The organism is Paraburkholderia sp. Ac-20340, from assembly GCF_017104965.1.
Lineage (GTDB): Bacteria > Pseudomonadota > Gammaproteobacteria > Burkholderiales > Burkholderiaceae > Paraburkholderia.
Genome location: NZ_JAAGPR010000013.1, coordinates 78,285 through 103,820, shown reverse-complemented (window position 1 = coordinate 103,820; position 25,536 = coordinate 78,285). Strand labels below are relative to the sequence as shown.

The 25,536-nt window shown below is 61.9% G+C and carries 29 protein-coding genes and 2 tRNA genes; 15 read left to right on the top strand and 16 right to left on the bottom strand.

All coding sequences use genetic code 11. From position 1 onward, the window contains the following. Positions 1-166 precede the first annotated feature (166 nt). Both G3N59_RS17595 and G3N59_RS17590 read right to left on the bottom strand, forming a co-directional pair. The gene (locus tag G3N59_RS17595; RefSeq protein WP_205983906.1) at positions 167-1,219 is read right to left on the bottom strand and encodes an NADP(H)-dependent aldo-keto reductase; all 1,053 of its coding nucleotides are present in this window, start codon (positions 1,217-1,219) and stop codon (positions 167-169) included. A gap of 139 nt (positions 1,220-1,358) precedes the next feature. Continuing rightward, positions 1,359-1,691: an RcnB family protein gene (locus tag G3N59_RS17590; RefSeq protein WP_205983905.1), complete on the bottom strand. Its 333-nt coding sequence runs from the start codon at positions 1,689-1,691 to the stop codon at positions 1,359-1,361. Between the two features lie 204 nt (positions 1,692-1,895). On the opposite strand from G3N59_RS17590, the gene G3N59_RS17585 reads away from it, so the two are divergent. Further along, positions 1,896-2,138, top strand: a complete 243-nt coding sequence (locus G3N59_RS17585) for a hypothetical protein (RefSeq protein WP_205983904.1) — start codon at positions 1,896-1,898, stop codon at positions 2,136-2,138. A gap of 103 nt (positions 2,139-2,241) precedes the next feature. Here G3N59_RS17585 and G3N59_RS17580 read toward each other — a convergent pair whose 3' ends face one another. Beyond that, positions 2,242-2,517: a hypothetical protein gene (locus tag G3N59_RS17580; RefSeq protein ID WP_205983903.1), complete on the bottom strand. Its 276-nt coding sequence runs from the start codon at positions 2,515-2,517 to the stop codon at positions 2,242-2,244. 442 nt (positions 2,518-2,959) lie between these two features. Here G3N59_RS17580 and dusA point away from each other — a divergent pair, with 442 nt between their 5' ends. The 3 genes from dusA to G3N59_RS17565 all read left to right on the top strand — a co-directional run bounded on the left by dusA (position 2,960) and on the right by G3N59_RS17565 (position 5,092). Continuing rightward, positions 2,960-3,973 carry a tRNA dihydrouridine(20/20a) synthase DusA gene (gene dusA, locus G3N59_RS17575; RefSeq protein ID WP_205983902.1) on the top strand — a complete coding sequence of 338 codons (1,014 nt, stop codon included), beginning with the start codon at positions 2,960-2,962 and terminating at the stop codon, positions 3,971-3,973. 108 nt (positions 3,974-4,081) lie between these two features. Then, positions 4,082-4,157 (top strand) — tRNA-His (locus G3N59_RS17570). Positions 4,158-4,300: 143 nt separating this feature from the next. Next, the gene (locus G3N59_RS17565) at positions 4,301-5,092 is read left to right on the top strand and encodes a toll/interleukin-1 receptor domain-containing protein (RefSeq protein WP_205983901.1); all 792 of its coding nucleotides are present in this window, start codon (positions 4,301-4,303) and stop codon (positions 5,090-5,092) included. Here G3N59_RS17565 and G3N59_RS17560 read toward each other — a convergent pair. After that, positions 5,084-5,740, bottom strand: coding sequence for an SOS response-associated peptidase family protein (locus tag G3N59_RS17560; protein ID WP_205983900.1), 657 nt, complete (start codon positions 5,738-5,740; stop codon positions 5,084-5,086). The two genes, G3N59_RS17565 and G3N59_RS17560, sit on opposite strands and share 9 nt — an antisense overlap. Before the next feature lie 523 nt (positions 5,741-6,263). Between G3N59_RS17560 and G3N59_RS17555 the strand changes: the two genes are divergently transcribed. Both G3N59_RS17555 and G3N59_RS17550 read left to right on the top strand, forming a co-directional pair. Then, entirely contained in the window at positions 6,264-7,196 is a 933-nt protein-coding gene (locus G3N59_RS17555) for a hypothetical protein (RefSeq protein WP_205983899.1), read from the top strand. Positions 7,197-7,393: 197 nt separating this feature from the next. Continuing rightward, positions 7,394-8,616, top strand: a protein-coding gene (locus G3N59_RS17550; RefSeq protein WP_205983898.1) for an IS3 family transposase whose coding sequence is annotated in 2 segments (ribosomal slippage) — positions 7,394-7,759 and positions 7,762-8,616 — 1,221 coding nt in all. Because the reading frame shifts where the segments join, the coding sequence is not laid out codon by codon here. 84 nt (positions 8,617-8,700) lie between these two features. On the opposite strand, the gene G3N59_RS17545 is transcribed toward G3N59_RS17550, so the two are convergent. The 7 genes from G3N59_RS17545 to ssuD form a co-directional block, all read right to left on the bottom strand. Beyond that, positions 8,701-10,314 carry a hypothetical protein gene (locus G3N59_RS17545; protein WP_205983897.1) on the bottom strand — a complete coding sequence of 538 codons (1,614 nt, stop codon included), beginning with the start codon at positions 10,312-10,314 and terminating at the stop codon, positions 8,701-8,703. Between the two features lie 337 nt (positions 10,315-10,651). Continuing rightward, positions 10,652-11,347, bottom strand: a complete 696-nt coding sequence (locus G3N59_RS17540; protein WP_205983896.1) for an SOS response-associated peptidase family protein — start codon at positions 11,345-11,347, stop codon at positions 10,652-10,654. Between the two features lie 239 nt (positions 11,348-11,586). Next, complete coding sequence (locus G3N59_RS17535) at positions 11,587-11,829, bottom strand: hypothetical protein (protein WP_205983895.1); 243 nt, start codon at positions 11,827-11,829, stop codon at positions 11,587-11,589. A 102-nt stretch (positions 11,830-11,931) separates the two neighbouring features. After that, positions 11,932-12,147 carry a molybdopterin-binding protein gene (locus G3N59_RS17530; protein ID WP_205983894.1) on the bottom strand — a complete coding sequence of 72 codons (216 nt, stop codon included), beginning with the start codon at positions 12,145-12,147 and terminating at the stop codon, positions 11,932-11,934. 87 nt (positions 12,148-12,234) lie between these two features. Continuing rightward, positions 12,235-13,149: an ATP-binding cassette domain-containing protein gene (locus G3N59_RS17525; protein WP_205983893.1), complete on the bottom strand. Its 915-nt coding sequence runs from the start codon at positions 13,147-13,149 to the stop codon at positions 12,235-12,237. After that, positions 13,146-14,000 carry an aliphatic sulfonate ABC transporter permease SsuC gene (ssuC, locus tag G3N59_RS17520; RefSeq protein WP_205983892.1) on the bottom strand — a complete coding sequence of 285 codons (855 nt, stop codon included), beginning with the start codon at positions 13,998-14,000 and terminating at the stop codon, positions 13,146-13,148. Before ssuC ends, G3N59_RS17525 begins: the two co-directional genes overlap by 4 nt. A gap of 72 nt (positions 14,001-14,072) precedes the next feature. After that, positions 14,073-15,230 carry an FMNH2-dependent alkanesulfonate monooxygenase gene (gene ssuD / locus G3N59_RS17515; protein WP_205983891.1) on the bottom strand — a complete coding sequence of 386 codons (1,158 nt, stop codon included), beginning with the start codon at positions 15,228-15,230 and terminating at the stop codon, positions 14,073-14,075. A gap of 402 nt (positions 15,231-15,632) precedes the next feature. Between ssuD and G3N59_RS17510 the strand changes: the two genes are divergently transcribed. Then, positions 15,633-16,058: a hypothetical protein gene (locus G3N59_RS17510; RefSeq protein ID WP_205983890.1), complete on the top strand. Its 426-nt coding sequence runs from the start codon at positions 15,633-15,635 to the stop codon at positions 16,056-16,058. Positions 16,059-16,136: 78 nt separating this feature from the next. Here G3N59_RS17510 and G3N59_RS17505 read toward each other — a convergent pair whose 3' ends face one another. From G3N59_RS17505 to G3N59_RS17495, 3 genes are all read right to left on the bottom strand, one after another. Next, entirely contained in the window at positions 16,137-17,300 is a 1,164-nt protein-coding gene (locus tag G3N59_RS17505) for an enoyl-CoA hydratase/isomerase family protein (RefSeq protein WP_205983889.1), read from the bottom strand. Positions 17,301-17,425: 125 nt separating this feature from the next. Continuing rightward, a complete protein-coding gene (locus G3N59_RS17500; RefSeq protein ID WP_205983888.1) occupies positions 17,426-18,070 on the bottom strand; it encodes a TetR/AcrR family transcriptional regulator in 645 nt (214 codons plus the stop codon). Between the two features lie 58 nt (positions 18,071-18,128). Continuing rightward, on the bottom strand, positions 18,129-18,413 hold the full coding sequence (locus tag G3N59_RS17495) for a DUF1488 domain-containing protein (protein ID WP_205983887.1): 285 nt from the start codon (positions 18,411-18,413) through the stop codon (positions 18,129-18,131). A gap of 279 nt (positions 18,414-18,692) precedes the next feature. On the opposite strand from G3N59_RS17495, the gene G3N59_RS17490 reads away from it, so the two are divergent. Next, positions 18,693-18,893, top strand: a complete 201-nt coding sequence (locus tag G3N59_RS17490) for a hypothetical protein (protein WP_205983886.1) — start codon at positions 18,693-18,695, stop codon at positions 18,891-18,893. Between the two features lie 29 nt (positions 18,894-18,922). On the opposite strand, the gene G3N59_RS17485 is transcribed toward G3N59_RS17490, so the two are convergent. Together G3N59_RS17485 and G3N59_RS17480 are read right to left on the bottom strand one after the other, a co-directional pair. Then, positions 18,923-19,261, bottom strand: coding sequence for a multidrug efflux SMR transporter (locus tag G3N59_RS17485; protein ID WP_205983885.1), 339 nt, complete (start codon positions 19,259-19,261; stop codon positions 18,923-18,925). 4 nt (positions 19,262-19,265) lie between these two features. Beyond that, positions 19,266-19,763 carry a heme-degrading domain-containing protein gene (locus tag G3N59_RS17480; RefSeq protein WP_205983884.1) on the bottom strand — a complete coding sequence of 166 codons (498 nt, stop codon included), beginning with the start codon at positions 19,761-19,763 and terminating at the stop codon, positions 19,266-19,268. A gap of 243 nt (positions 19,764-20,006) precedes the next feature. On the opposite strand from G3N59_RS17480, the gene G3N59_RS17475 reads away from it, so the two are divergent. The 7 genes from G3N59_RS17475 to G3N59_RS17445 all read left to right on the top strand — a co-directional run bounded on the left by G3N59_RS17475 (position 20,007) and on the right by G3N59_RS17445 (position 25,493). Next, positions 20,007-20,083 (top strand) — tRNA-Met (locus G3N59_RS17475). Between the two features lie 205 nt (positions 20,084-20,288). After that, positions 20,289-20,834: an NUDIX hydrolase gene (locus tag G3N59_RS17470; RefSeq protein ID WP_205983883.1), complete on the top strand. Its 546-nt coding sequence runs from the start codon at positions 20,289-20,291 to the stop codon at positions 20,832-20,834. Positions 20,835-20,846: 12 nt separating this feature from the next. After that, a complete protein-coding gene (gene aat / locus G3N59_RS17465) occupies positions 20,847-21,617 on the top strand; it encodes a leucyl/phenylalanyl-tRNA--protein transferase (RefSeq protein ID WP_205983882.1) in 771 nt (256 codons plus the stop codon). A gap of 220 nt (positions 21,618-21,837) precedes the next feature. After that, complete coding sequence (locus G3N59_RS17460; protein ID WP_205983881.1) at positions 21,838-22,602, top strand: arginyltransferase; 765 nt, start codon at positions 21,838-21,840, stop codon at positions 22,600-22,602. Between the two features lie 145 nt (positions 22,603-22,747). Next, on the top strand, positions 22,748-23,782 hold the full coding sequence (locus G3N59_RS17455) for a quinone-dependent dihydroorotate dehydrogenase (protein WP_205983880.1): 1,035 nt from the start codon (positions 22,748-22,750) through the stop codon (positions 23,780-23,782). Between the two features lie 108 nt (positions 23,783-23,890). Next, on the top strand, positions 23,891-24,688 hold the full coding sequence (locus G3N59_RS17450; protein ID WP_205983879.1) for a transporter substrate-binding domain-containing protein: 798 nt from the start codon (positions 23,891-23,893) through the stop codon (positions 24,686-24,688). Between the two features lie 145 nt (positions 24,689-24,833). Beyond that, on the top strand, positions 24,834-25,493 hold the full coding sequence (locus tag G3N59_RS17445; RefSeq protein ID WP_205983878.1) for an amino acid ABC transporter permease: 660 nt from the start codon (positions 24,834-24,836) through the stop codon (positions 25,491-25,493). Positions 25,494-25,536: the final 43 nt, after the last annotated feature.

Here is a 25,536-nt window from a genome sequence, read left to right as displayed (position 1 = left end):
GGGAAATCCACGGCCGCGCGGGTGTTGGCAGGATCGTAGTGCATGCCTTGCGAATCGCCAACGACTTTGGCGTGACACGCGTGGCCGCAACAGCAGCCGATACAGCAGGGAAGAACCGGTTCGGGCCGCCCGGCGACAGCAAACCGCCGGGCGGCGAAGGCACGCGTTACGGTGCCGGATTAGGCTGCTGCTCGTGCAGCGCGTCGATGCGCGCGAGCACGTCCGCCGACAGCTTCACATCGACACTGGCGATGTTTTCCTTCAGTTGCGCCATGCTGGTCGCGCCGATCAGGTTGCTCGTCACGAACGGACGGCTGTTCACGAACGCCAGCGCAAACTGCGCGGGCGTATAGCCGAGTTCCTTCGCGAGCGCCACGTAGCTCGACGTCGCGGCCACCGCCTGCGGCTTGCTGTAACGCTGGAAGCGCTCGAACTTCGTGATGCGCGCACCTTCGGGCCGCGCCCCGCCCTCGTACTTGCCCGAAAGCCAGCCGAACGCCATCGGCGAATAAGCCAGCAGGCCGAGCTTGTCGCGATGCGAATACTCGGAAAGCCCGAACTCGAACGTGCGGTTCACGAGGCTATACGGATTCTGGATGCTGACGATGCGCGGCAAGCCCAGCTTTTCGGCCGCGCGCAGGAATTGCGCGACGCCCCAGGGCGTTTCATTCGACACGCCGATGTGGCGCACCTTGCCCGCCTTGACGAACTCGGCCAGCACCGCAAGCGTTTCCTCGATCGGCACCGTGTAGGCGTCGTCGACCCACGGATACATCGGGCGGCCGAAAGTCATCGTGCTGCGGTCGGGCCAGTGCAACTGATACAGATCGACATAATCGGTCTGCAGGCGCTTGAGGCTGCCGTCGAGCGCTTCGGTCAGATTCTTGCGATCGAACTGGTTGCCTTCGCCGCGGATATGCCGCGGATTGTGCGGCTGGCGCGCCGGACCGGCGATCTTGGTCGCCAGCACGATGCGCTCGCGCGCGGCCCGATGTTGCGCGAGCCAGGTGCCGATAAAGCGCTCGGTCTGCCCTTGCGTTTCGGGGCGCGGCGGCACGGGATACATCTCCGCGGCGTCGATCAGCGTGACGCCTTGATCGAGCGCGTAGTCGATCTGTTCGTGTGCGTCGCGCTCGGTATTCTGTTCGCCCCACGTCATCGTGCCGAGGCCGATCAGGCTTACCTTGACGTCCGTATCGCCGAGTGTGCGGTATTCCATCGAAGCGTTTTCCATCATTGGTTGGGGAGAACGCAGAAGCTATCACGACGCACGATTTTTTTCAGGAGACGCCGAATAACGGCAAAGCCGGGCTCGACCCGGCTTTGTGCGTTGCAATGAGGTGATGCTTGCGCCCGGCTTACGGCCCGACGCGTTCCACGGCCCAGTTCGAGTTATGCACGAGGTAATACTGGCCACCGACGCCTACCCAGTGATAACCGCGCGGCGGCGGCTTGAGGTGATATTGACGCCAGTCGTCGATTACATACTGACGGTCGCGATATTCAGGCGCGACGCGATCGCCCTTGTGCCACTGCGGCGGCGGCATATCGGCCGGAGGATGTTCCGGCGGCGGCCCGCCGTGATACTCGTTCGGCCCGCCATGCGGCGGCGGTTGCTGCGCGATAGCCGCGGCCGACACGAAAACAGCCGGCAGCGCCAGTGCGGCGAGAAGCACAACGCGTTTCATCATCGTTCACCTCCTGTTGGGCCAGCGACGGCCTGGCGTGGCGGGCGAACGCCGCTCACCGAACGGCGCGCGCCCATCGCAACTGCTGCAGATCATGGTAGTACAGCGCGCGCGAGGGCCGGCGCGAACGCGTCCGCGCAAAGAGCGGCGGCGCGGGCGCGGGACGTGCCATCATCGGCGGAAGATCACGCGACGCGGAGGAGCGGCATGCAACACGAGCGCAGCTACGAATATATGGGCTACACCATGACCGCCGGCGTGGATGGCGAACACGACACCGGTTTTACGATCACGACCCAGCGCATCCATAGCCTCACCGACGACACCCACGCGGATGTACCCATCGACGGTATCGCCGATGAACGCTTTCCCACCCAGGACAACGCCTTCGACGCGGCCTTCGACCGCATTCGCGACGCCATCGACCAGCGCGTGCGCGCGGCGTCATAGCGGATTGGTTGAAGTATCGGCGCAGAAATGCAGAACGCCGGGGTCTGAAAGACTCCCGGCGTTCCAGCCGCCCCTGCAGGCGCGGCGCTTCGGCTAATCGCGCTTAGTTGCCGAAGAACACTTGCTGCGCGCGCGGCGTTTGTGCGTTGTGCGCGCCCGACTGGGTCGATGCACCTGCAACGCCACCGTACGACGAATCGACGCCTTGCTGCTGGGCGCGTTCGGCGGCCACGGTCTGGGCGCTCTGGCCTTGCTGCGAAGCCGGTGCGCCGACGTTCGGACGGTAGAACGGTGCCGGGCCGTAGCCGCTGGCGAATGCCGGAGCGGCGATGGAAGCGGAAGCTGCGACGAGCAGTGCGGCGATCAGTTTGGTCTTCATGGTGGACTCCAATATCCGGTTCAACTTGCGGGGAAAGGCGCCACACATGGGAGTCGGAGAGAGCCCACGAGCCGCGTCAATGAGGCTCAGTGTATACACCTACTATCGGAAAATAATCTCGATAATCCGAATTGTTTATTCCGACTTTGGAAACAATCCGGAGTCGCAATCCTGGCTTGGCTGAGCGACGAACAGACCCTAAAAAGACGTCTCAAAAAAATTTTCGCGCCGCAACATTGGACAGGCGGATTACATAACGCCGGAAGGGTCTTTCGGCCTGGCAGAACCGGTGGAACCGCTTTCTGTCTGGGTTTGCAAACATCTCAAGCGTGTCGATCGGAGGATGGCGCAGCGCAAAATCGCGGCCGGCGCGAGAGCAAAAATACGTTAAAATACAAGGTTGTTCCTCGTCTGCCGCGCGTTGATTGCGCACGTATTCACCATGTCTTCAAACCGTATCGCCAGCCCCCGCCGCGTTTCCGTTGCGCCCATGATGGACTGGACGGATCGCCACTGCCGCTCGCTGCACCGCTTCATCTCGCAGCACACCTGGCTGTATACAGAGATGGTGACGACGGGCGCCCTGCTCCACGGCGATGTGCCGCGTCATCTGGCGTTCACGCCCGACGAAGCGCCGGTCGCCCTGCAACTGGGCGGCAGCGAACCCGACGACCTCGCCCGTTGCGCCAAGCTCGGCGAACAATGGGGCTACGACGAGATCAACCTGAACTGCGGCTGCCCGTCCGAGCGCGTGCAGCGCGGTGCGTTCGGCGCCTGCCTGATGAACGAGCCGAAGCTCGTGGCCGATTGCGTGAAGGCGATGCGCGACGCGACGTCGGTGCCGGTGACGGTCAAGCACCGCATCGGCGTGGATGCGGTCGAGGAATACGCTTTCGTGCGCGATTTCGTCGGCACGATTGCGGATGCCGGTTGCGAAGTGTTCATCGTCCACGCGCGCAACGCGATTCTGAAGGGCCTGAGCCCGAAAGAGAACCGCGAAATCCCGCCGCTCAAGTATGACTACGCGTACCAGCTCAAGCGCGATTTCCCGCAGCTCGAAATCATCATCAATGGCGGCATCAAGACGCTCGACGAAGTCGAAACGCATCTGGAACATGTCGATGGCGTGATGCTCGGGCGCGAGGCCTATCACAACCCCTACGTGCTGGCCGATGTCGACGCGCGCTTCTATGGCGCGACCGGGCCGGCGCTCACGCGCGATGAAGTGGAAGCGAAGCTGATCGAGTATTGCGCGGGCGAGATCGAGCGCGGCACGTTCCTCGGCTCGATCACGCGTCACGCGCTCGGACTCTATCGCGGCGAAGCCGGCGCGCGTGGCTGGCGTCGTGTGCTGTCGGATAGCCGTGAGCTTGCCAAGGGCGATCTCGCCATCTTCGAAACGGCGCGTGCGCACCTGCGCGCCCCGCTCGAAGCCGCCGCCGAACTTTCTTCATAATTTTTTGAATAAAGGGCTAGGCAAGATCGATATGGCATGTATATAATCTTGCTTCTTGATTGACGCCGCTAACAAAGCAGCGACAAACAAGAAAACAGTAAGACAGTGGTGGCTGTAGCTCAGTTGGTAGAGTCCAGGATTGTGATTCCTGTCGTCGTGGGTTCGAGTCCCATCAGCCACCCCAAAAATTCTTTATAAAACAGGCACTTCGGTGCCTGTTTTATTTTCAGCATGCGAAATTCGGAACGAAAATCAGAATTTCGGAATTGAGCCCACGTCATCGACGTGGGCTTTTTTGCGCCCATAAGATGCCTAGGAGGGCATTCGATGCTCGTCTTTATCAGTTGGTCAAAGCCTGATGCAAAAGCTGTCGCTGTAGAGCTAAAGCATTGCATCGATATGTGCCTTGGAGCAGCGGGTGTATCTGCGTGGATGTCAGAAATCGACATTCAGAAAGGCGCTCGATGGAGCACGGAGGTCGCAAATAAACTTGAAAATACGTCGACGGGTATCATTTGCGTGACGCCCGAGAATGTGCGTGAACCTTGGCTCTATTTCGAAGCTGGCGCCCTTTCGAAGTCCGTATCCGATGCTGCTGTCCACCCACTTCTTCTTGGCTCGCTAGAAGCGAACGCTCTGCCAACGCCGCTGGGACAATTCCAGGCAACGAGATTCGGAAAGGAGGCAATTATTGATTTGCTTCTGACGATAGCGCGCAGCGTTGACGCTAAAGTTCGAGATGCAGATGTCCGTGCTCGGCTCGACCGCTCGTGGAATGCAATTGAAAAGGCGGAAGCAGCGGTTTCTCGTAAGGAACCAGACTTGGAGCCGCGGCCAGTTCGCCAGGCAGCCCAAAAAGAAATCCCAAAACCGAATGACCCGATACAGCTAACAGAGCTAGAAGAACTCGCCTATCGCATCCTTGTGGGTGCAGGAGTACCGCTTAGCCCCGAAGAATGTTCGCGCTCGATCGGAGGGCATGTGCTCCGAGCCGAGACCGCATTAGACGGGCTCGTTGGCAAGGGGCTGGCGATTGAACATCTTAACTACGCACATGGCACGCGCTATTCACTTTCTAAATTGGGCAAAAGGTCCGCAGTCGAAAGCGGTCTAGTCTAATTTGGATTTTGACGTTCGCACGGGCATAGGCGATGGCTCAGCGTGCATCAGATCTGCCGGGTATAGGTTGAGATAGCTGCGCGCTTCGTCCATCGACTTGCTTGCGAGCCAGCCCTCATATTCCGTCGGCGGCACGATCACCACCGATCGCTTCTCGTCGCCTGGCTTGTGGAAGCGCTTCATCAACGGATGCTCGGCGGCATTAACCGTCAGCATCGTGAACGAGAGCGCCGTACCCTCTTCCTCCGCCCACTCGAGCCACAGGCCTGCGATCGCGAACGGCGCGCCGTCGGCCATGCCGATACGCCAGCGCACAGCTTTGCCCGTTTCATAGTCCGGCTCGTAGAACGCCTCGCACCGTATGAGGCAGAGCTGCTGCTTTTTCCACGCGCCACTGAACGACCGCTTTTCGCCGACCGTTTCGGCACGTGCGTTCATCGTGTCGAATACGCGAACGCCTTGGAGAATGTGCTTGCGCGGCACGATGCCAAACGTTGCGACGTCAGCCCGCTCGGCGCCGTCGACGCGGCGAATGATAGGTGCCGGATAGTCTTTGTAGACCTCGTCGCGCCACGGGCTCCCGGGCGGCTCGACGCCGAACCGTTTGAAGATGCGATCGCTGCGCGCTGCTGCGTAGTTCGTGCACATGGCGGCTCCAATGGCTAGCCACCATGATAGCAATGCACACCTCGGTGGATTGCAGAACGGTTATGCCGCCGTAACTCCTAGTCCTTTGGCCGTATCTGCTTACTGCTTAGGGCCGGCGAAAACCAGCCCTTGGTTCCGCGCGCAGGTCGAAAGATCGCTTGATGGTACTACCCGGCTCGCCGCTCATATAGCCAGTAGTGGTACGCGGCAACGTGAGAGGCAATGTCAATGCCTCGCACGTTGACCAGGCGAATCCAGTTGACGACAACGTGCGGCCGTGGCCTATCAACAGCGTCTGCGCGGAGCAGTGAGCAACTAGCAACATCTTTACGGGGTAAGCGATGCGCGACTGATTGCTCGTCCGCACAATCGCGACCAGATGGCCAACGATGAACATCCAGGCAACGACGGAAACCCCATCATGAATATACAGAAAAGGAATTAACACGCCCCGTTCGCTCCCTATTGACTTTACGCCAATCCCGGTGCATCGTCCCGTCACTAAATCTATGGATGCGACACGATGGCTGACCAAAATAATCAGACGAGGGCGGGTGTGTTGGAAGCTAGTATGAACAAGAGCGTTGCCATGCCGATTGTCGTTCTAATAGCTCTTCTCGAATTTATTATTCTTCATTTTCTGTATTCATTGATCTATGATTTTTCAGACATAAAAAACATTGTTTCAGAGGTGGAATTCGGCGCAACATTAATATCTATCGTGCTCGCGCTGATAGCTATTTTATACACGTTCTGGCAAGGCAATTCGCAGTCAGATTTTAACGCAAAACTGATGGGGCAGTTGGGCAGGCTAGAATCTACAGAGAAAGATCTTGCGCTCACGAACGAAAGATTGCAACGGAACGTTGAGCACGGTGAAAACATCGTAGCCGGTCTCTCTCGCGTCGAGGCCGGCATATTAAAGGTTGAGTCAGGCCTATCAAATCTTGGCAGTGCGATGCAAGCGATTTCACCTTCTGACAAAAACAGCGCGGAAAGTGCGTTGCCAGCGGTCAGCAGTGGCGTACCGGACAAACGCCTGAGGAAACCCACTGAAAGTGGCGAGATGCTGACTGAACTGAATCGACTCTGGTTGGTTCTAAATTCAAAGACTGCTCGTACCAGTTTGCTCTATTGCTTGGCAGCGAATTTATCCGAGGGAAAGACGCAATTCGAACACGCTAAAGATTATCTAGAAGTCACGTGGAACATCCCAGCGGATAGAGCGGGAGGACTCGGGGGCACGGCGTACATGTACATTGGCGTTTTTATAACGTGCCTAAATACATTGCGCTGGCTCGGAGCCCTGCAAGCTGATCCGCCGAACGCAAAATCAAATGAAAAAGTCTCGTTTGAAATTCCGGAAAATTGGCAAAAAATTGTGAAGCAATTTATTAGCGAACGAAAAACAGGAGCAAAGGATGTTTCAGAATTTCTTGAGAAGTTGCCGACTTGATGCATTGCGCACGTCGAGAACATGAATACTGGCGCTACCAGAGGGCACTGCTGCGATCGAGCGTGGCCCTAACACAAAGGGCAAAGGCGCGTCGGCCTCAGGAAAAGAAAAAGCCAGCGAGTAAGCTGGCTTTTTTGTCGTCCGTGACCCGTCCTGAATAAGGTTGACACTTTTTCGCCGAGACGAAGAGGTGTCAATTGGAACAAGGAACCAAGCGGACGCAGCGAGACTACAGCCTGGCTTTTAAGCTGTCGGTGGTGGAGCAGGTCGAAAAAGGCGAGCTGACGTACAAGGAGGCGCAGCGACGCTACGGCATTCAGGGACGCTCGACCGTGCTGGTATGGTTACGCAAGCACGGCTTGCAGGACTGGGCCGCCCCATCCGGCCGTGCGCGATCGGGTTCTATCATGCCAAAGCCAGCCGCAAAGCCGCTCACGCCGGAGCAGCGCATCAAGGAATTGGAAACGCAGTTGCGCGAAGCGCAGGAGAAAGCGGCGCTGTTCGAAGCGGTGATTGACGTGATGCACAAGGACTACGGAATCACTGTAAAAAAGCCTTCGGGCAGGTCGTCGCGCAAAGGCGGATCGAAAAGCTGAGCGTGGAGCGGGCCTGCCGATACATGGGTATCAGCCGCCAGGCGTATTACAAGCGTTGCCAGAGCGAGGCGCGCCGCTGCGCGCAGGCCGCAACCGTGACGGCGCTGGTACGGGAGGTGCGACTGCGCCAGCCAAGGCTGGGCACACGCAAGCTGCATCATATGCTGGGGCCAGTGCTGCTCGAGCGCGGCCTCAAGCTGGGGCGCGACCGGCTGTTCGACGTGCTGCGCGCAGCACGCCTGCTGGTCGTGCCGCACCGGGCGTATCACAAGACCACCCATAGCCATCACCGCTTCCGGCGCCACCCGAATTTACTGAAAGCCGGGCCGGAGCAGATCGTGCCGACGGCTCCCGAGCAGGTTTGGGTTGCCGACATCACCTATCTGCCGACTGCGGGCCCATTCGTGTACCTGAGCCTGATCACCGATGCGTTCTCGCGCAAGATCGTGGGCCATCATGTCCACGACAGTTTGCAGACCGAACAGGTCAGTCAGGCGCTGAAGAACGCGTTACGTCCGCGCCGAACCCGTCAGCCCTTGATTCATCACTCCGATCGCGGGATTCAGTACTGCTCGACGTATTACCAGGACATCCATCGACGCCACGGCCTGCGCTGCTCGATGACGGACGGCTACGACTGCTATCAGAACGCGCTGGCCGAGCGGATCAACGGCATCCTGAAAGGTGAGTTCCTGCTGCACCGTCCCGCAGACCTCAAGCAGGCGGCAAAGATGGTTGAGCAGTCGGTACGCATCTACAACCAGGAGCGTCCCCATTCAGCCCTCAAATACAAAACGCCCGACGCAGTGCATCGGGCGTTTTAGCGGCCGAATACTGTCAACCTATTCCAGGACTTGACAGGGCTCAACGAAAACATGGCGCCCACCGCTGCGCCACGGCTCTCCACATCACTGAATGCGGATCAACGCCGCACTCGCTGGCGCGACATGCACCGCCACGCTCTTCCCCGTCACGTTGAGCGTCTGCTGCGGCGTCCCCGTCCATGCGCCGTTGAGCGCCACCGCTTCGCCACCAAACGTAATCGCCGTACCGCTGTTGTAGATGCCCGGATTCGAGAGTTGAGCCGCTGCGCTACTACCCGACGAAGCCAGTGTCGTCACCGTAGCCTTCGACGCCGATACATTCAGCGCAATCGTCACGTTTGCCGCATTGCCCGTATCCTTATTGTTGACGACGACATACGTAGCGCCGTCGCTCGTCGATACCGCAAACGCACTGACCGCCACATCGCTCTCCGAGAGCGTCGCACTCAAAAGCTGGCCAGTCGTTTTCGTATTGCCCGCGAAAATCTGCGAGAAAAACAGGAGCGCGTAGAACAGCGGCTGAACCGCCGTCACGGCGCCAGACGCATCGCCAATGACGGTGTAACTCGTAATCGTGCCGTTGTTATGGAAATTCAGCCCGCTCGCACCATACTGCGCATGGGTGAAAATGAAGTCGATCGCCCACAACGCGCTGGCAAATACATTGCTCACGCCGGCCGGCTGCGTACTGCTGAAGTACGAATTGGCTTCATCGATACGAAACGGGATGCCGGATCTTTTTGCAGTGGCCTGCAAGCTCTGCAGTTCTGCGATGAGATTCGAATCGGGATAGTTGAGCATGCCCGCAATCGAAGGCGCTGCGGTGTTGTAGTTGCTGATGTAGTAATGCTCGCTCAACAACGCAATCTTGCTGCCCTCGCTCGCAACGAACGACTGCGTCCAGCCAGCCTGATCGCTCGATGCCGCCGGGCCAACAAATACCGCGCCGCTCACCGCGCCCGCAACGGCCTGCTCGAACTGGTTCCAGCCCGATATCGCGCCCTGCGAGACCGTGCCACCGTTCAGGAAAATATCGTACGTGATGCCGCTGAGCCCCGGCGTATTGGTGTTGCCATAAAGGTCCGGCTCGTTGCCGATCTCGAACGCCAATAACTGGCTACCGAGTTTTTGCGCGACATACGCCGCCTCGTCGGCTGCCAGCGTGGGCGAACTCGTCGAGCTTCGCGCGCCAGCAAAATTGATCCCGTAGATCACTTTCCAGTTCGGACACAGTTTGACGAAGCTCGCAAAATTATCGATGTCCGAACGCGAGACCTGCGCCTTGATCTGACCTGCGCCCGTTGGTGTCCAGGTAATACGATCGGTACTGTTGCCGCCGATGCGCAGCACACCTGCGCCCAAAGCATTAAGCAATCCAACCAGATTTGCGTTGCCCGCGCCGAAATAGACGTCGGGCGAAGTGTGCAAATGGCCTTTCTCGATACTCAGACCGTTAAAGCCCGCATCGAGCGTCACGGTATCCGGCAAAGCCTGCCCCACGGTCAGCGTCATCGCGACGCCCGCTGGAAGTGTCGTCGATGCATCGACGGCCGCCGACCCCGAGCCCCCTCCACCGCCACACGCAGCCAGCGCCGATGCAATCGCACAGGCGCTCAAACAAATGAACCCGCGCCGGTTCATCGTTAGCGGAAGATGCTGCAAACCGGCCAACGCTTGCGAAGGTTGCTTTGTCTTCATTTCATGTTCCTCACGATCGGCGGCCGCAGGGCGATGTCGATCATCGCAAACAGATTCCTGCCTCGCGCACCGCAACTTTCCCAGCCGCAACATTAACAGTCCGGCTTAAAAGTCTTTCAGCGAAAAACGGTTCAATACCCCTTTAATTCCACTTTAAATCAACTTTAATTCCCATCCTTTCAAACCCGTATTTCTTTATAGACGATCACGACCTACTCTGGATCGCAGGTGTACCGGACTCCTCTTTAAATCGACGCTCGACATCCTGCCGTCACAATGCGTTCGGCATCGATAGACAAAACCGTCGCGGACACAACGAAGTCAGCAAGCGCGTACGCTAGCTCGACGTACTGGCATTGTCGTCGGGCTCATCCGTCGCGCAGGCAATCTGTTTTGGCGTGCGAGGGGCGGCCGGCGCAGGCGCGGCGTCCATCAGTGACACGGGGAACAGCGTGAGAAATGTACGTGCCTCGTCTGCCAGCCGGCACGCGAGCCAGTCATCGTATTGCGCAGGCGGCACGATCACCACCGACCGCTTCTCGTCACCGGGTTTGTGAAAGCGCGACATCAGCGCATGCTCCGCCGCACTGACCGTGAGCATGGTGAATGAGAACGCGGGTCCGTCGGGCTCTGCCCACTCGCGCCACAACCCCGCGATCGCCAGCGGCTCGCCAGACCTCAACCCAATCCTCCAGCGCACCGCTTTGCCGGTTTCATAACACGGCTCGTAAAATGCCTCGCAAGGCACGAGACACAGTTGCTGACGCTTCCACGCGCCGCTGAAACTGCGCTTCTCGCCGACCGTCTCGGCACGCGCATTCATCGTGTCGAATACACGCACGCCGGGTGGAATATGTTTGCGCGGCACCATGCCGAAGGTCGCGAGATCGGCGCGTAGCGCGCCATCGACATGCCGGATGATCGGCGCCGCATAGTCTTTATAGATTTCGTCGCGCCAGGGCGAATCGGGCGGTTCGATGCCAAAGTGCCGGAAAAGACGGTCGCGTCGCGCGGCGGCATAGTTAGTGCACATGGCGGCTCCAGTCGGAATGCCTCCATCTTAGGCGCCGTTCAAGGCACGCGCTCGTTCGAAGCAAACAACGAAGCATCCATCGGAAGTAAGAAATCGAAATATCACCGTGTATACAGCGATAGTCCGATTTGTTACCTTTGAACCTGATCGAAGGCACGGGGTCATCTCTCCAACATCGGCTGGCCCCGTCTTCCCCTGAGCCGCGCTCCCCCCAGAGTGCGGCATTTTTTTATCCGCAATCAGGGCACGGCGCCCTGCTCGATCCATGCGCGCGCAGCCGCGAAACCGGCTTCGGCGGCCGCGTGTTCGGTCGACCAGAGACGGTCGATGTGGACCAGTTCCCAATCCTTGAGCACGACACCCGCGCGCGTGACGCGAAAATGCGCTTTCACACCCGTGAGCACCTGCTCGACCGCGACTTCGATGTCGTAGTCCTTGTAGCGCTCCTCGTAGTCGCCCATGTCGAGGCCTTTCGGCTCCATGATCGTCCCTCCGTGGTGGCTTGACCGCATGCCGGTTCATCGTAGCACTTTGGCGCCGGCCGCCAGCGAGGGACGCACGCGTTCACGGGCTGATCTGCACGCTCACAGGCGCGCGATCGACACCTCCGTCGATTTCACCAGCGCGACGACTTCCGAGCCGACCTTCAGGTCGAGTTCGTCGACCGAACGCGTGGTGATCACCGAGGTCACCACGCCGAACGGCGTATCGACATCGACTTCCGAGACGACGGACCCACGGATGATCTCCTTGATCTTGCCGCGAAACTGGTTACGCACGTTGATGGCGGAAATGCTCATTGATTCGGCTCCAAAGTTTTCAGGTTTCAATGTTTGAAAAGCAGGTTTGCCCAGCGGATGTGGCGAAAAGCTGGCGATACGCGGGATTCAAAGTGCCCAGCGCACGTCGGTGGGACGCAGGCCATAGGCGTTGTGCGGATGCGGCACGTGCGCGGGCGGCGGCGTCGCGCTGCCCAGCACGCGTTGCAGCACACGTTCTTCCAGCGCCGCGAAACGCGCATCGGCGCGCGCACGCGGACGCTCGAGCGGCACGGTCTGGTCGAGCGCAATGCGGCCCTCCTCCACCAGCAAAATGCGATCGCCCAGCGCGACGGCTTCGTGCACGTCATGCGTCACCAGCAAGGCCGTGAAGCGATGCTCGCGCCACAGACGCTCGATCAGCGCGTGCATTTCGATGCGCGTGAGCGCGTCGAGCGCGCCCAGCGGTTCGTCGAGCAGCAGCAGGCTCGGACGATGCACCAGCGCACGCGCCAGCGCCACGCGCTGACGCTGGCCGCCCGAGAGCCGCGCCGGCCATTCGTCGGCGCGCGCGAGCAGTCCCACTTCGTCGAGCACGGCGCGCGCGTCGTCACGCGCACCGCGGCCGAGGCCCAGCATCACGTTCTGCAGCACCGTCTTCCACGGCAGCAGGCGCGCGTCCTGAAACATGATGCGGGTGTCGAGCGCCGCGCCCGCTTCGCCGCGTCGCGTGAGTTCGCCCGCATCGGGCTGCTCGAGCCCCGCCACCAGACGCAGCAGCGTGGACTTGCCGCAACCGCTACGCCCGACGATCGCCACGAAACTGCCGCGCTCGATCGAGAGATTGAAATCGTCGAGCACCACGCGCTCGCCATAATGCTTGCCGACACCGCGCAATTCGATCGCAGGATCCTGCGCACGCGCTTCGCCGCGCAGGTTCACGTTCCGGTCGACGTTCGCCACGTTGTCGCCGCGCGAATGGTCAGCTTCGCGCTCGCGGCCCGCCACGCCGCCAAAAGCCGCTGCCAATGTGCTTGCGTTCATGCGTCGCTTCCTTGTTGATACGCGGGGTGCCAGCGCAGCGCCACGCGCTCGAGCCATTTGGCGAGCACGTCGGCGAGTTTGCCGAGCGCGGCATAGAGCAGGATGCCGACCACCACCACGTCGGTCTGCAGGAATTCGCGTGCGTTCATCGTCATATAGCCGATGCCCGATTGCGCCGAGATCGTCTCCGCCACGATCAGCGTCACCCACATCAGGCCGAGCGCGAAACGCACGCCCACGAGAATCGACGGCAGCGCGCCGGGCAGGACCACTTCGCGATAGAGCGCAAAACCTTTGAGGCCATAGCTGCGCGCCATCTCGACCAGATTGGCGTCCACCGACCGGATGCCATGAAAGGTATTCACGTAGACCGGGAAGAACACGCCCAGCGCGACGAGAAACACCTTCGCTTCTTCTTCGATACCGAACCAGAGGATCACGAGCGGAATCATCGCGAGCGCCGGAATATTGCGGATCATCTGGATGGTGGAATCGAGCGCGGTTTCGACCGGCTTGAATAGACCCGTGGCGAGACCGAGCGCAAGACCGATACCGCCGCCGATCGCAAAGCCCGAGATCGCGCGCCACGTGCTCACGCGCACGTCCTGCCACATCTCGCCCGACTGGATCAGCGACCACGCAGCCTTCACGACCGCGAGCGGTTCGGGCAGCACGCGCGTGGACAGCGCGCCGCTACGCGCCGCCAGTTCCCACGCGGCGAGGATCGCGAGCGGCACGAGCCACGGCGCGAGGCGCTTGAATGCCGCACGCGCGAGCGCGGCAAACGGCCGTGCGCCGCGCGACGCGTAACGCACGCCTGCGCCGCCGGCAGCGACAGTGGATTGAGTCATCGGTTGGTCCTCTTCTTGCAAACTTGCTGCATACGGGCGATGTGCCATGCACACCGCCCGCGTGATTGCGTATCAGCTCTGGCTCGCTTTCGGCAGATAGTGATTGCCGACCACTTCGCCAAACGGCCCCGACAGCGGACCGCCCGCCGTCTTCGCCTGGCGGCCCGGCAGCAGCGGGAACACCAGCTCGGCGAAACGGTAGGATTCCTCAAGATGCGGATAACCCGAGAGAATGAAGGTCTCGATACCCAGCGACGCGTATTCCTGCATGAGCGCCGCGACCTGCTGCGGATTGCCCACCAGCGCCGTGCCCGCCCCGCCGCGCACGAGGCCCACGCCCGCCCACAGATTCGGATAGACCTCCAGATCCTTGCGCGAACCGCGCTTGCCGCCGTGCAGCGCAGCCATGCGGCGCTGGCCTTCCGAATCCATCTTGTTGAACGCGGCCTGGGCGCGCGCGATGGTGTCGTCGTCGAGACGGCTGATCAGGCGATCGGCGGCGGCCCACGCTTCTTCCTCGGTCTCGCGCACGATCACATGCAGACGGATGCCGAAGCGGATCTTGCGGCCACGCTGTTCGGCGCGCGCGCGGATATCGGCGATCTTCTTCGCGACCGCTGCGGGCGGCTCGCCCCACGTCAGATACGTATCGATATGCTCGCCGGCAATCTCGTGCGCCGCCGGCGACGAACCGCCGAACCACAGCGGCGGATGCGGATGCTGCACCGGCGGATACAGCGCCTTGCCGCCCTTCGACTGCAGATGCTTGCCATCGAAATCGATGGCCTCGTTGGTATGCGAGGCTTCCAGCAGCTGGCGCCAGATATGCAGGAATTCGTCGGTGATTTCGTAGCGCGTGTCGTGATCGACGAATACGCCATCGCCTTCGAGTTCGGCGGTATCGCCACCCGTCACCACATTGATCAGCAGGCGGCCGTTCGACAGGCGATCGAAGGTGGCGGCCATGCGCGCGGCGAGACCCGGCGACGACAGACCCGGACGGATCGCGACCAGAAACTTCAGTCGCTTCGTGGCGGCAATTAGGCTCGACGCCACGACCCATGCGTCCTCGCACGAACGGCCCGTCGGCAGCAGGACGCCTTCGTAACCGAGCGTGTCGGCCGCCACGGCCACCTGCTGGAAGTACGCGAGATCAGCGGCGCGTGCGCCTTCGGTGGTGCCCAGGTAGCGGCTGTCGCCGTGGGTCGGGATGAACCAGAACACATTCATGCGTGACTCCTGCTTTTGTTCAAAACGTAAAAATGAAAGCTGAAAACGGCATAAGCGGCGCGGCGCACTCGCAAAGCGTCAGGACGAGTCGATCCGCGAACGCCTGGCGAACCAGAGCGGCCGGAAAAATCGTTGACGGGATCGGTGACTGACGCGGTAGGCAAAGCACGACACCGCTTGCATGGGGAACCAGTCTAGGGATCGCCCTAAGCCTTTTGAACGATTTTTTTTAGCTTAGGTTTTCCACTTTCGTGCTTTACGCGACGCTTTAGCATACGGGGGTGCATCGCGGACGCAGCGCGCCGATATAATGGCGCGCATACCGACACAACATCCGGCCAGCCGCTCGCCGCCTCTTCATGGGCACACGCGCGCCGCGCCGCGCAACTCTCGCCCGCTCTCATGCAAAAAATCATTTTGCCGTTCGTATCCGGCTTTCTGGCCTCGCTATTCTTTCGCGAAGCGACGCTTGCGCTACTGCACGCCGCACAGGTGATCGACGTCGCCGGTTTCTCCACCGATCCGTTCGCGCCGCTCGGTCTGCCCGAGTTTCTGGTCAACGCCATCTGGAGCGCCCTGTGGGCCATCCCGATGACCTGGCTGCTGCGCATTTCGCCGTCGCGGCCAGCGCCGTGGGTGCAGGCGTTCGTGTTCGGCGGCATCGTACTCACGGCGGCGATGGTTTTCGTGATCGATCCGCTGCGCGGCATCTGGCCGAGCGGCAATATGCTGCCGCGCCTGGCGATGGGTTTCGCCTCGAATGCCGTGTGGGGCTGGGGCGCGCTGGTGTTCATGCGCGCATTCATGAGCGAAACCGACGAAGACTGACCGGCTGCACCACGCGCGGTGCGTCCTGCGCCGCGCGCTATCCCGCTTCTCTTCCACGCTTCTCCATCACCTTCGATGTCAGCCCGGCAGCGTCCGCAACGGATGCTCCGTCACACTCCACGGGCTTTTGAACATCGCTTCCACGTCGGCTTGCGGCACCTCCTCGATACGCGCGAAGCGCCAGTGCGGATGATTGTCCTTGTCGATCAGGCGCGCACGAATCCCTTCCACCACATCGCCTTGCGTAAAGCTCGAACGCGTCAGATCGAGATCGCGGCGCAGCACATCGGCCATCGATCCTTCGGCGCGCGAAACCACTTCCAGCGATACCGCCATCGACAATGGCGAGCGCTCGCGCAAGACGCCCACGGTCTGCTCGGCCCATTCGCTTTGCGGACCGCCCGCTTCGCGCTGCGCGGATTCGAGCGACGCCAGAATATCGGGCACCGAAGGCCGCGAAAAATGCCGGTCGATCCAGCTGCGCGAGGCCGCCAGCGCGCAACCGTTCTCTACCGCGGTACCGCGCGCAGCCGCATCAGATTCGGCCGCATGGCGAATCCGCTTGACCACATCCTCGCCCGACATGAACGGCTCGGTCTGCAGCGCATCGAGCAAGGCGGGCCGCGCACCGGCGTCGATCAAGACATCGGCGAGACCGGTGTAAAGCGCGCTATCGGCGTCGATAGTGTCGCCCGTCACCGCCAGATAACGCCCGAGCGCGCCGGGCGTGCGCGCGAGAAACCAGCCCATGCCGACATCGGGAAAGAGACCGATGCGCGTTTCCGGCATCGCCATGCGCGTGCTGCTGTCGACCACACGCAGCCCGCCCGTGCGATGCGCGCCCTGCGAAATACCCATGCCGCCGCCCATCACCACACCGTTCAGCAACGCGATATAAGGCTTCGGATAACTAAATATCGTGTGATTGAGCCGATATTCGTCGATAAAGAAAGTATCGATCGCGGCCTGCTCCCCGGCGCGATACGACTCGTAAAGAAAGCGGATATCGCCGCCCGCGCAGAACGCGCGCGCAAGCTGCGTGTGCACGATCACGGCGAGCACTTCGGGATCGTCGCGCCAGGCGTCGAGCGCGGTCTGCATCGCGCGCACCATGGCGGTCGACAGCGCATTGAGCGCCTGCGGCCGGGCGAGTTCGATAAAGCCGATGCGGTTCGCCACATGCGCAAGCACGTGCTGCGCGGCATCGGCGGAAGATGAAGAGTCGTTGGCTTCTTGTGACATGGCAATCGATCGACGTGATGAAAGCGCGATGAAAAGATGCGAATCCCATACGCGTGAATCGGCGTGATTTTCAGCGTGGTTCTCAGCACAATTCCCGGCGTGATTCGATGTTCATCGCGAGGCTATCACGTCGTATCGGCAGGCGTGTTTTGCGGTGCGCGCGGGCGGATGCAACCGGCAAGCCAGGCGTCGAGTGCAGCGTCGATCGCTGGCAGACTCGCCGACTCCGGAACGCTCGCGGGGCCGGGAAACGAAAACGCCACGAAGCCATGCAGCAACGCCCACAGCGCGCGGGAAAGCCACGCGGGATCGGCGCAAACGGGCGCGAGTGCATCGACGAATAGCGCCTCGATCGCGGCGACATCGGCGTGAGATGGCAGGTTGTCCGGCGCGCCCTCTTCCTGCACCCGAGCGATCACCGGCTCGCCTGGCAGAAAAAACATCATGCGATACGTATCGGGATGCGCAAAGCCGAACGTCACATACGCATGCGCGAGCGCGTGAAGCCGCACGCGCGGCTCGGCGATTTCCGTGCAAGGCTGCAGGCTCGCAAGCAATTGCGTAAAACCTTCATGACCCAGCGCGCGGGCGATGGCGTCGCGGCCTTCGAAATGCAGATAAAGCGACGCCGGCGAATAGCCGATCGCGCTGGCGATCTTGCGCATCGAGAGCGCGTCGATGCCTTCGCGCAGCACGATACGGCGCGCGGCGTCGAGGATGCGCGCGCGCAGCGCGGCGGCACGCGTGTCTTTCGGTTCGGTGGTGCTCACGGAACGCGGTCGCTTAGGGTCGATGAACGTCGATGAAAGCCGAAAATCAGCGGGAAAATCAGGACAAAAGATGGCCAGGCGGGAAATGGCCGCTTTTGAGCAGCACCGGCGTGCCGTTGCTCAGTTCGAGATGCGCGCGCGCGACCGCTTCGATACGCGGGCGGCCCGCATCGAAGGCCTGCATCCACGCCTCGCGGCCTTCGGGTATCGCGCCGAAATGGTCCTCGAGCGCTTCGACGGAAATCGCGCACGGCACGCGCGCGCCATCGACCAGCGCGGGAAACACCACGGTCAGATTGGAGTCGTGCCAGGACGGCGCTTCGGAAGGAAAACGGATATCCATATCCAGCCCCGCGGGGAAAATCAGCTGAGGAAAACGCGCGAATCGTCGCGTCTTGTCGCGTATCGTCGCGCCGGGTCACGGTTGGGCCGCGGTCAAGCCGCGGTCGGTCGGGCCGCGCTCCATGTTACGCGCAGCGCTGCGTGCCTGACCTGAAGTTGTGCATTTTGCATCGGCATGCAGGGCGAATCTGCCACACTGCGAATGCGGCCCGAAAGACGTTCGACGCACCGCCCGCCCCTTTCACTTCTGCAAGCACGACGACTCGCAATGGACGCCCTCATGTCCAGCCGATACTACGAAGCCGAGCGCGAAATTCCCGAGCCGCAGGCCGCGAATCGCTGGTTCCGCTACGCCCAGGAGCACGACATCGACGTGTCGCGCGCGATCAGTCTCTGGGAAGACGCGGCCACGCTCGAAGGCGAGCGCAGCCGCGAAGCCGTCGCGGATTGCGGCATCCGCATCGTGCCGCCCGGCCGTTGAGCGCAGCGCCCGGCGGTGCTCGACGAGCTTCAGTGCGCCTGCATCTTCGAAAACAGATTGAGCACCAGCACGCCGGCCACGATCAGCCCGAGGCCGAGCATCGCGGGCAGATCGGGAATCTGCTTGTAGAGCACGATCGCGACGAGCGTGATCAGCACGATGCCCACGCCCGACCACACCGCATAGACGATCCCCACCGGCAGCGTCTTGAGCGTGAGCGAGAGGCAATAGAACGACACACCATAACCGGCGATGACGATCGCCGACGGCACGAGCCGCGAAAAGCCATTCGAAGCCCGCAGCGCGGAAGTGGCGATCACTTCGGCGACGATCGCAATGGCGAGGATGAGCCAGGGTGAGGAGCGCATCGCGTCAGGCCTTGGCTAGCGCGAGCTGGCTGTAGTCGGCGCCCAGATGCGCGCACAGCGCCTCGACGACGAGTTCGTGATCGAGGCGCTGCGGCAGGCCCGACACCGTCACCGAACCAATCACGCCGACGCTCTCGACGATCAGCGGAAACGCGCCGCCGTGCGTGGCGTAATCCGTGGCCGGCAGGCCGTGTTTATCGGCGAGCGTCGTGCCGGACTGCTGCAGACGCAGACCGACCGCATAGGAACTGCGGCGAAAGTGCTCGACCACGCGCGACTTGCGCTGCACCCACGAAACGTTGTCGGGCGAGGCGCCGGGCAGCGCGCAGAAGAACAGCGGCAGGCCGAACGTACGCACGTCGATGGCAACCGCGTGCGAACGCGCCACGGCCAGCTCGCGCAGGAAAGCGCCGAGTTGCCAGGCGCGATCGGCATCGAAACGGGGGAAAACGAGGGCGTGCTCTTGTGCGGCGATGGTTTGCAGGTCGTGGGCGATATCCATATCTACCGTCAGTCTTGGGAATGCGAGGGTGGAAAACACTTCGGCCCCGATTCTAGCCTGGCGTTTGTCGCACTTCTGTCCTCCTTCCGCCGCTCTTCTGTCACTTCTGTCAGCGCCTGACGCAGCCACCGACAAGCTCGCCGATAGCTTCCGATCATCCTTCTGCAAGCCGTCCGAAAAACTTTCGTCAAATAGCTGTTGCACGATCCCAGGATCTACCCTATAATTCTTTTCTCTGACGGACGCGGGGTGGAGCAGTCTGGCAGCTCGTCGGGCTCATAACCCGAAGGTCGTAGGTTCAAATCCTACCCCCGCAACCAAAGCTGTTCTGTCAGAAGCAATCAAGGGTTACAACGCATCGGCGTGTAACCCTTTTTTGTTTTCCGCCGTCAAAAAAGATCGACGCAACGTCGATAGCGGCACTCGGCCTTCATGCCGATCCGCTTATGCAGGCGCTCCGGGTCAAGCTCCCGTCATGACGCGCCGCGGTGATACACTCGCAACACCCATCCCCCTATCGTGCCCATGAAATTCTGCTCGACTTGCGGTCAGGCGGTCAGCCTGCTCGTGCCGCCCGGTGACAACCGCGAACGCTACGTCTGCGCGCACTGCGGCACCATTCACTATCAGAATCCGCGTAACGTGGTCGGTACGGTGCCGGTCTGGGAAGACAAGGTGCTGCTGTGCCGCCGCGCGATCGAGCCGCGCTACGGCTACTGGACGCTGCCCGCGGGTTTCATGGAAATGGGCGAAACCACCTCGGAAGCCGCCTCGCGCGAAACGCTGGAAGAAGCCGGCGCGCGCGTGGAGGTGCAAAGCCTGTTCTCGCTGCTGAACGTGCCGCGCGTGCATCAGGTTCATCTCTTCTATCTCGCGCGTCTGCTCGATCTCGATATCGAAGCCGGCGAAGAAAGCCTGGAAGTGCGCCTGTTCGAGGAGCATGAAATTCCGTGGGACGAGATTGCGTTTCCCACGGTCGGCCAGACCCTGCGCTTTTTCTTCGCCGATCGTCAGTCCGGCAGCTACGGCCTGCACACCGGCGACGTCCTGCGCCCGCTGCGCGACGGCTGAGCCACTCCGGCGATGGTGCCCTGGCTCTCGCCCGACGACCCGTTTCCGCCGGTCGAACGCGCTCTGGGCGCGTCGAGCGGCGCGCCGGGCCTGCTCGCCGCCAGCGCCGATCTGCTGCCTTCGCGCCTGATCGACGCTTATCGGCACGGTATTTTTCCGTGGTATTCGGACGGCCAGCCGGTGCTCTGGTGGAGCCCCGACCCGCGTATGGTCCTGCGCCCCGACGAATTCAAGGTCTCGCCGTCGCTGAAGAAAACCTTCAAGCGCGTGCTGCGCGACCCGGCATGGGAAATTCGCGTCGATCACGACTTCGCCAGCGTCATGCGCGCCTGCGCCAATGCGCCGCGCCGCGGCCAGCGCGGCACCTGGATCACCGCGGATGTGATCGACGCCTATTCCAGCCTGCACCGCATCGGCGACGCGCACAGCATCGAAACCTGGTTCGAAGGCCAGCGCGTGGGTGGCCTGTATGGCGTATCGCTCGGCACGATGTTCTTCGGCGAATCGATGTTCGCCTCGGTGACGGATGCTTCGAAGATCGCGCTTTCCGCGCTGGTCGCGCATCTGCGCCGCAACGGCGTCGCCATGATCGACTGTCAGCAGAACACCGCGCATCTGGCGTCGCTGGGCGGGCGCGAAATCACGCGCAAGGCGTTTATCGCGCATGTGCGGGCGAATGTGGTCGCGCCCGCGATCGGCTGGCCATTCGACAAGACCGTGCTGGCCGACTGGCTCGGGCAGGGTCACGGGCACGCAGCAAATCCCGCCCTGCCGACGGTCTGAAACTGCGCCCGCGCGTTCATCCCGATATCGCTCCGAACGGCCGCATTCAGCACGCCGAAATCTCCGCTAATCGCGCCCACACGTGCGCCACGCCGCGTAATTCGATAGATGCGAAACTGGCGTCGATGTTAGTATGCAGTCGTAACACGTCGCTTTTTGCGCCAGTCCAGGCGTTGATCCGAGACGCGCGACGTTCCGATCTGCTTCGAGAGCTGCCAACGTGACTCATCCAAACGAGCTGCCGCTTTCACCGCTTTCCGCGCTGCAATTCTATGCAACGGCGCCCTACCCCTGCAGTTATCTGGAGGGGCGCATCGCGCGCTCGCAGGTGGCCACTCCCAGCCACCTGATCAATTCCGACGTCTATACCGATCTCGTCAAGGCCGGCTTTCGCCGCTCGGGCGTGTTCACTTATCGCCCCTATTGCGATGGTTGTCGCGCCTGCGTGCCGGTGCGCGTGCCGGTCGATCACTACACGCCCAATCGCACGCAGCGCCGCACCTGGAAACATCACGGCGAACTGGTCGCCACGGTCGCGCCGCTGCATTACGACGAAGCGCATTACGCGCTCTACATGCGCTATCAGTCGGCGCGCCACGCGGGCGGCGGCATGGATCGCGACAGCCGCGACCAGTACGAACAGTTTCTGCTGCAAAGCCGGATCAACTCGCGTCTCGTGGAGTTTCGCGAGCCCGATCCGCAGCATCCTGACGCGCCGGGCATTCTGCGCATGGTCAGCATGATCGACATCCTCGGCGACGGGCTGTCCTCGGTCTACACCTTCTTCGAGCCCGATACGCCGCACGCGAGCTACGGCACCTACAACATCCTCTGGCAGATCGAACAGGCGCGCAGCCTGCAACTGCCTTATGTGTATCTGGGCTACTGGATTCGCGAAAGCCCGAAAATGGCCTACAAGGCGCGTTTTCAGCCGCTCGAAGGCCTGTTCGACGGCGTCTGGCGCGCACTCGATCCGCTCGCCTGAGCGCCCGTTCAGGGTCGTCGGACGCCCGGCGCGTCGCCTGCGCACGCGACGTCGTGTGCGACGGATTCCAGCCCGCGCGCCAGCCGCCTCGCCTTTGTCGCTAAAATAGCGGGTTCTCATTTTTCGGCGCCCGCGCCTACCTCCCGTGTTCAGCACCCTTTATCCGTTCGTCCGCGACCAGCTCTTTCGCATGGACGCCGAAGACGCCCACCACCTTTCCCTGCGCATGATCGGCGCGGCGGGCCGCACCGGAATGGCCGGGCTGCTCGCTTCGCGCGTGCCCGATTCGCCGCGCACCGTCATGGGCCTGACCTTCCGCAATCCGGTTGGCCTCGCCGCAGGCCTCGACAAGGAAGGCGCCGCCATCGACGGATTTGCCGCGCTGGGCTTCGGTTTTATCGAGGTGGGCACGGTCACGCCGCGTCCGCAGCCGGGCAATCCGCGTCCGCGCATTTTCCGTCTGCCGCAGGCGGGCGGCATCATCAACCGGATGGGTTTCAATAACCACGGCGTCGAGCAGTTCGTGAAGAACGTGCAGGCCGCGCGTTATCGCGGCATTCTCGGCCTGAACATCGGCAAGAACGCCGATACGCCGATCGAGCGCGCCGCCGACGACTATCTCTTCTGCCTCGAGCGCGTCTATCCGTTCGCCAGCTACGTGACGATCAATATTTCGTCGCCGAACACCAAGAATCTGCGCCAGCTGCAAGGCGGCGGCGAACTCGACGCCCTGCTCGCCGCGCTCAAGGACAAGCAGCAGCGTCTAGCCGATATGCACGGCAAGCTCGTGCCGCTCGCGCTCAAGATCGCGCCGGACCTCGACGACGAACAGGTCAAGGAAATCGCCGATACGCTGCTGCGCCACAAGATCGAAGGCGTGATCGCCACCAATACGACGCTCTCGCGCGCGGCCGTCGAAGGTCTGCCGAACGCGAATGAAACCGGCGGTCTGTCGGGCCGTCCGGTATTCGACGCGTCGAACGAAGTGATCCGCAAGCTGCGCGCCGAACTGGGCGATCAGGTGCCGATCATCGGCGTGGGCGGGATTTTCTCGGGCGAAGACGCGCGCGCGAAGATCGCCGCGGGCGCGGCGCTCGTGCAGGTCTATACCGGCTTCATCTACCGCGGTCCGGCGCTGGTCGCCGAGTGCGCGCGGGCGCTGGCCTCGGGCCGCGCCTGAGGCTATAGTTTCAGGCCATGTGCGGCGCATCGAACTTCGCACGGTTCGCGCCGCACGACGCCATGCCGCAAAACAGCAGCAACATCGCAGCAAAACAAGAGGACAACAATGAAATTCGCCTTGCTCAAGAAGCTCTTCGCGCTCGCGCTGGTGGGCACGTCGTTCGTGGCGGCAAGCGCCCACGCTGAAGACCTGCTCGACCAGGTCAAGGCGCGCGGCACGCTGCGCATCGGTCTCGAAGGCACCTTCCCGCCGTTCAACTCGAAGGCGCCCAACGGCGATCTGGTCGGCTTCGATGTCGATATCGCCAAGGCCGTCGCCGCGAAGCTCGGCGTGAAGCCGGAATTCGTCACGACCGAATGGAGCGGCATCATCGCGGGTCTGCAGGCTGGCAAGTTCGACGTGATCGCCAACCAGGTGGGCATCACCGATCAGCGCAAGGCCGTGCTCGACTTCTCGCCGGCTTACACGTACTCGGCCGCGCAGCTCATCGAGCGCAAGGACGACACGCGCCAGTTCAAGTCGCTCGACGACCTCAAGGGCAAGAAGCTCGGCGTGGCGCTCGGCACCAACTACATGGATATGGCCAAGGCCGTGCCGGGTATCGACGTGAAGACCTACCCGGGCGCGCCCGAATATCTGCGCGATCTGGCCGCCGGCCGTCTGGACGCGGCGCTCAACGACCGCCTGATGCTCGCCTACCTGATGAAGAACTCGCAGCTGCCGCTGCGCGCAGGCGCGCTGGTCGGCGACGGCAATCCGTCGGGCATTCCGTTCAAGAAGGGCAATCCGAAGTTCGCCAAGGCGATCGGCGATGCGATGGCCCAGCTCGAAGCCGACGGCACCTTCACGAAGATCTCGGACAAGTGGTTCGGTATCGACGTGACGAAGCCGGTCACGAAGTAATGCGCATGTTCACGCCGCGCGCTCGCCTGGGCGGCCGCGTGACATGACAGGCGCGGGGCGCGCATTCTGCCATCAGCAGTCAAGCAGAATGCGCGCCCCGCGGTTTTTCCAGGCCAGGCGCCAAGCCTTTATTCCCGCGTTCCTCATGCCCATCTCCACGCTCATCATCCAGTCGCTGCCGGTGCTCGCGCAGGGCGCGGTGCTTACGGTCAAGTTCGCTGTCCTGTCGATGATCTTCGGGCTCATCGGCGGCGCGGTGCTCGCCCTCATGGGCATCAGCTCGAACCGCGTGTTCGTGTTCATCGCGCGCGTCTACGTGAGCCTCATGCGCGGCACGCCGCTGCTGGTGCAGATCTTCGTGATCTATTACGGCCTGCCGAGCGTCGGCATCTCGCTCGATCCGACGCCTGCCGGCGTGATCGCGCTGTCGGCCAACGTCGCGGCGTATCTGTCCGAAAGCATGCGCGGCGCGATTCTCGGCATTCATCGCGGCCAGTGGCTTGCGGCTTACAGTCTCGGGCTCTCGCGACGCCAGACGCTGCGCTACGTGATCGCGCCGCAGGCGCTGCGCATTGCCGTGCCGAGCCTGTCGAACAGCCTCATCAGCCTGATCAAGGACACGTCGCTGGTCTCGGTCATCACGGTGACGGAGCTGCTGCGCAGCGCGCAGGAAATCATCGCGTCGACCTATCAGCCCTTGCCGCTTTATCTTGCGGCGGCGGCGATCTACTGGGTGCTGTGCCAGATCCTCGAATGGGTCCAGCACTGGTATGAAAAGCGTCTCGCGCTGCCCGCGCGTCATTGAGTGTTGAATCGGCGCGGCGGTGTTGACATCCGCCGCGCCTGCC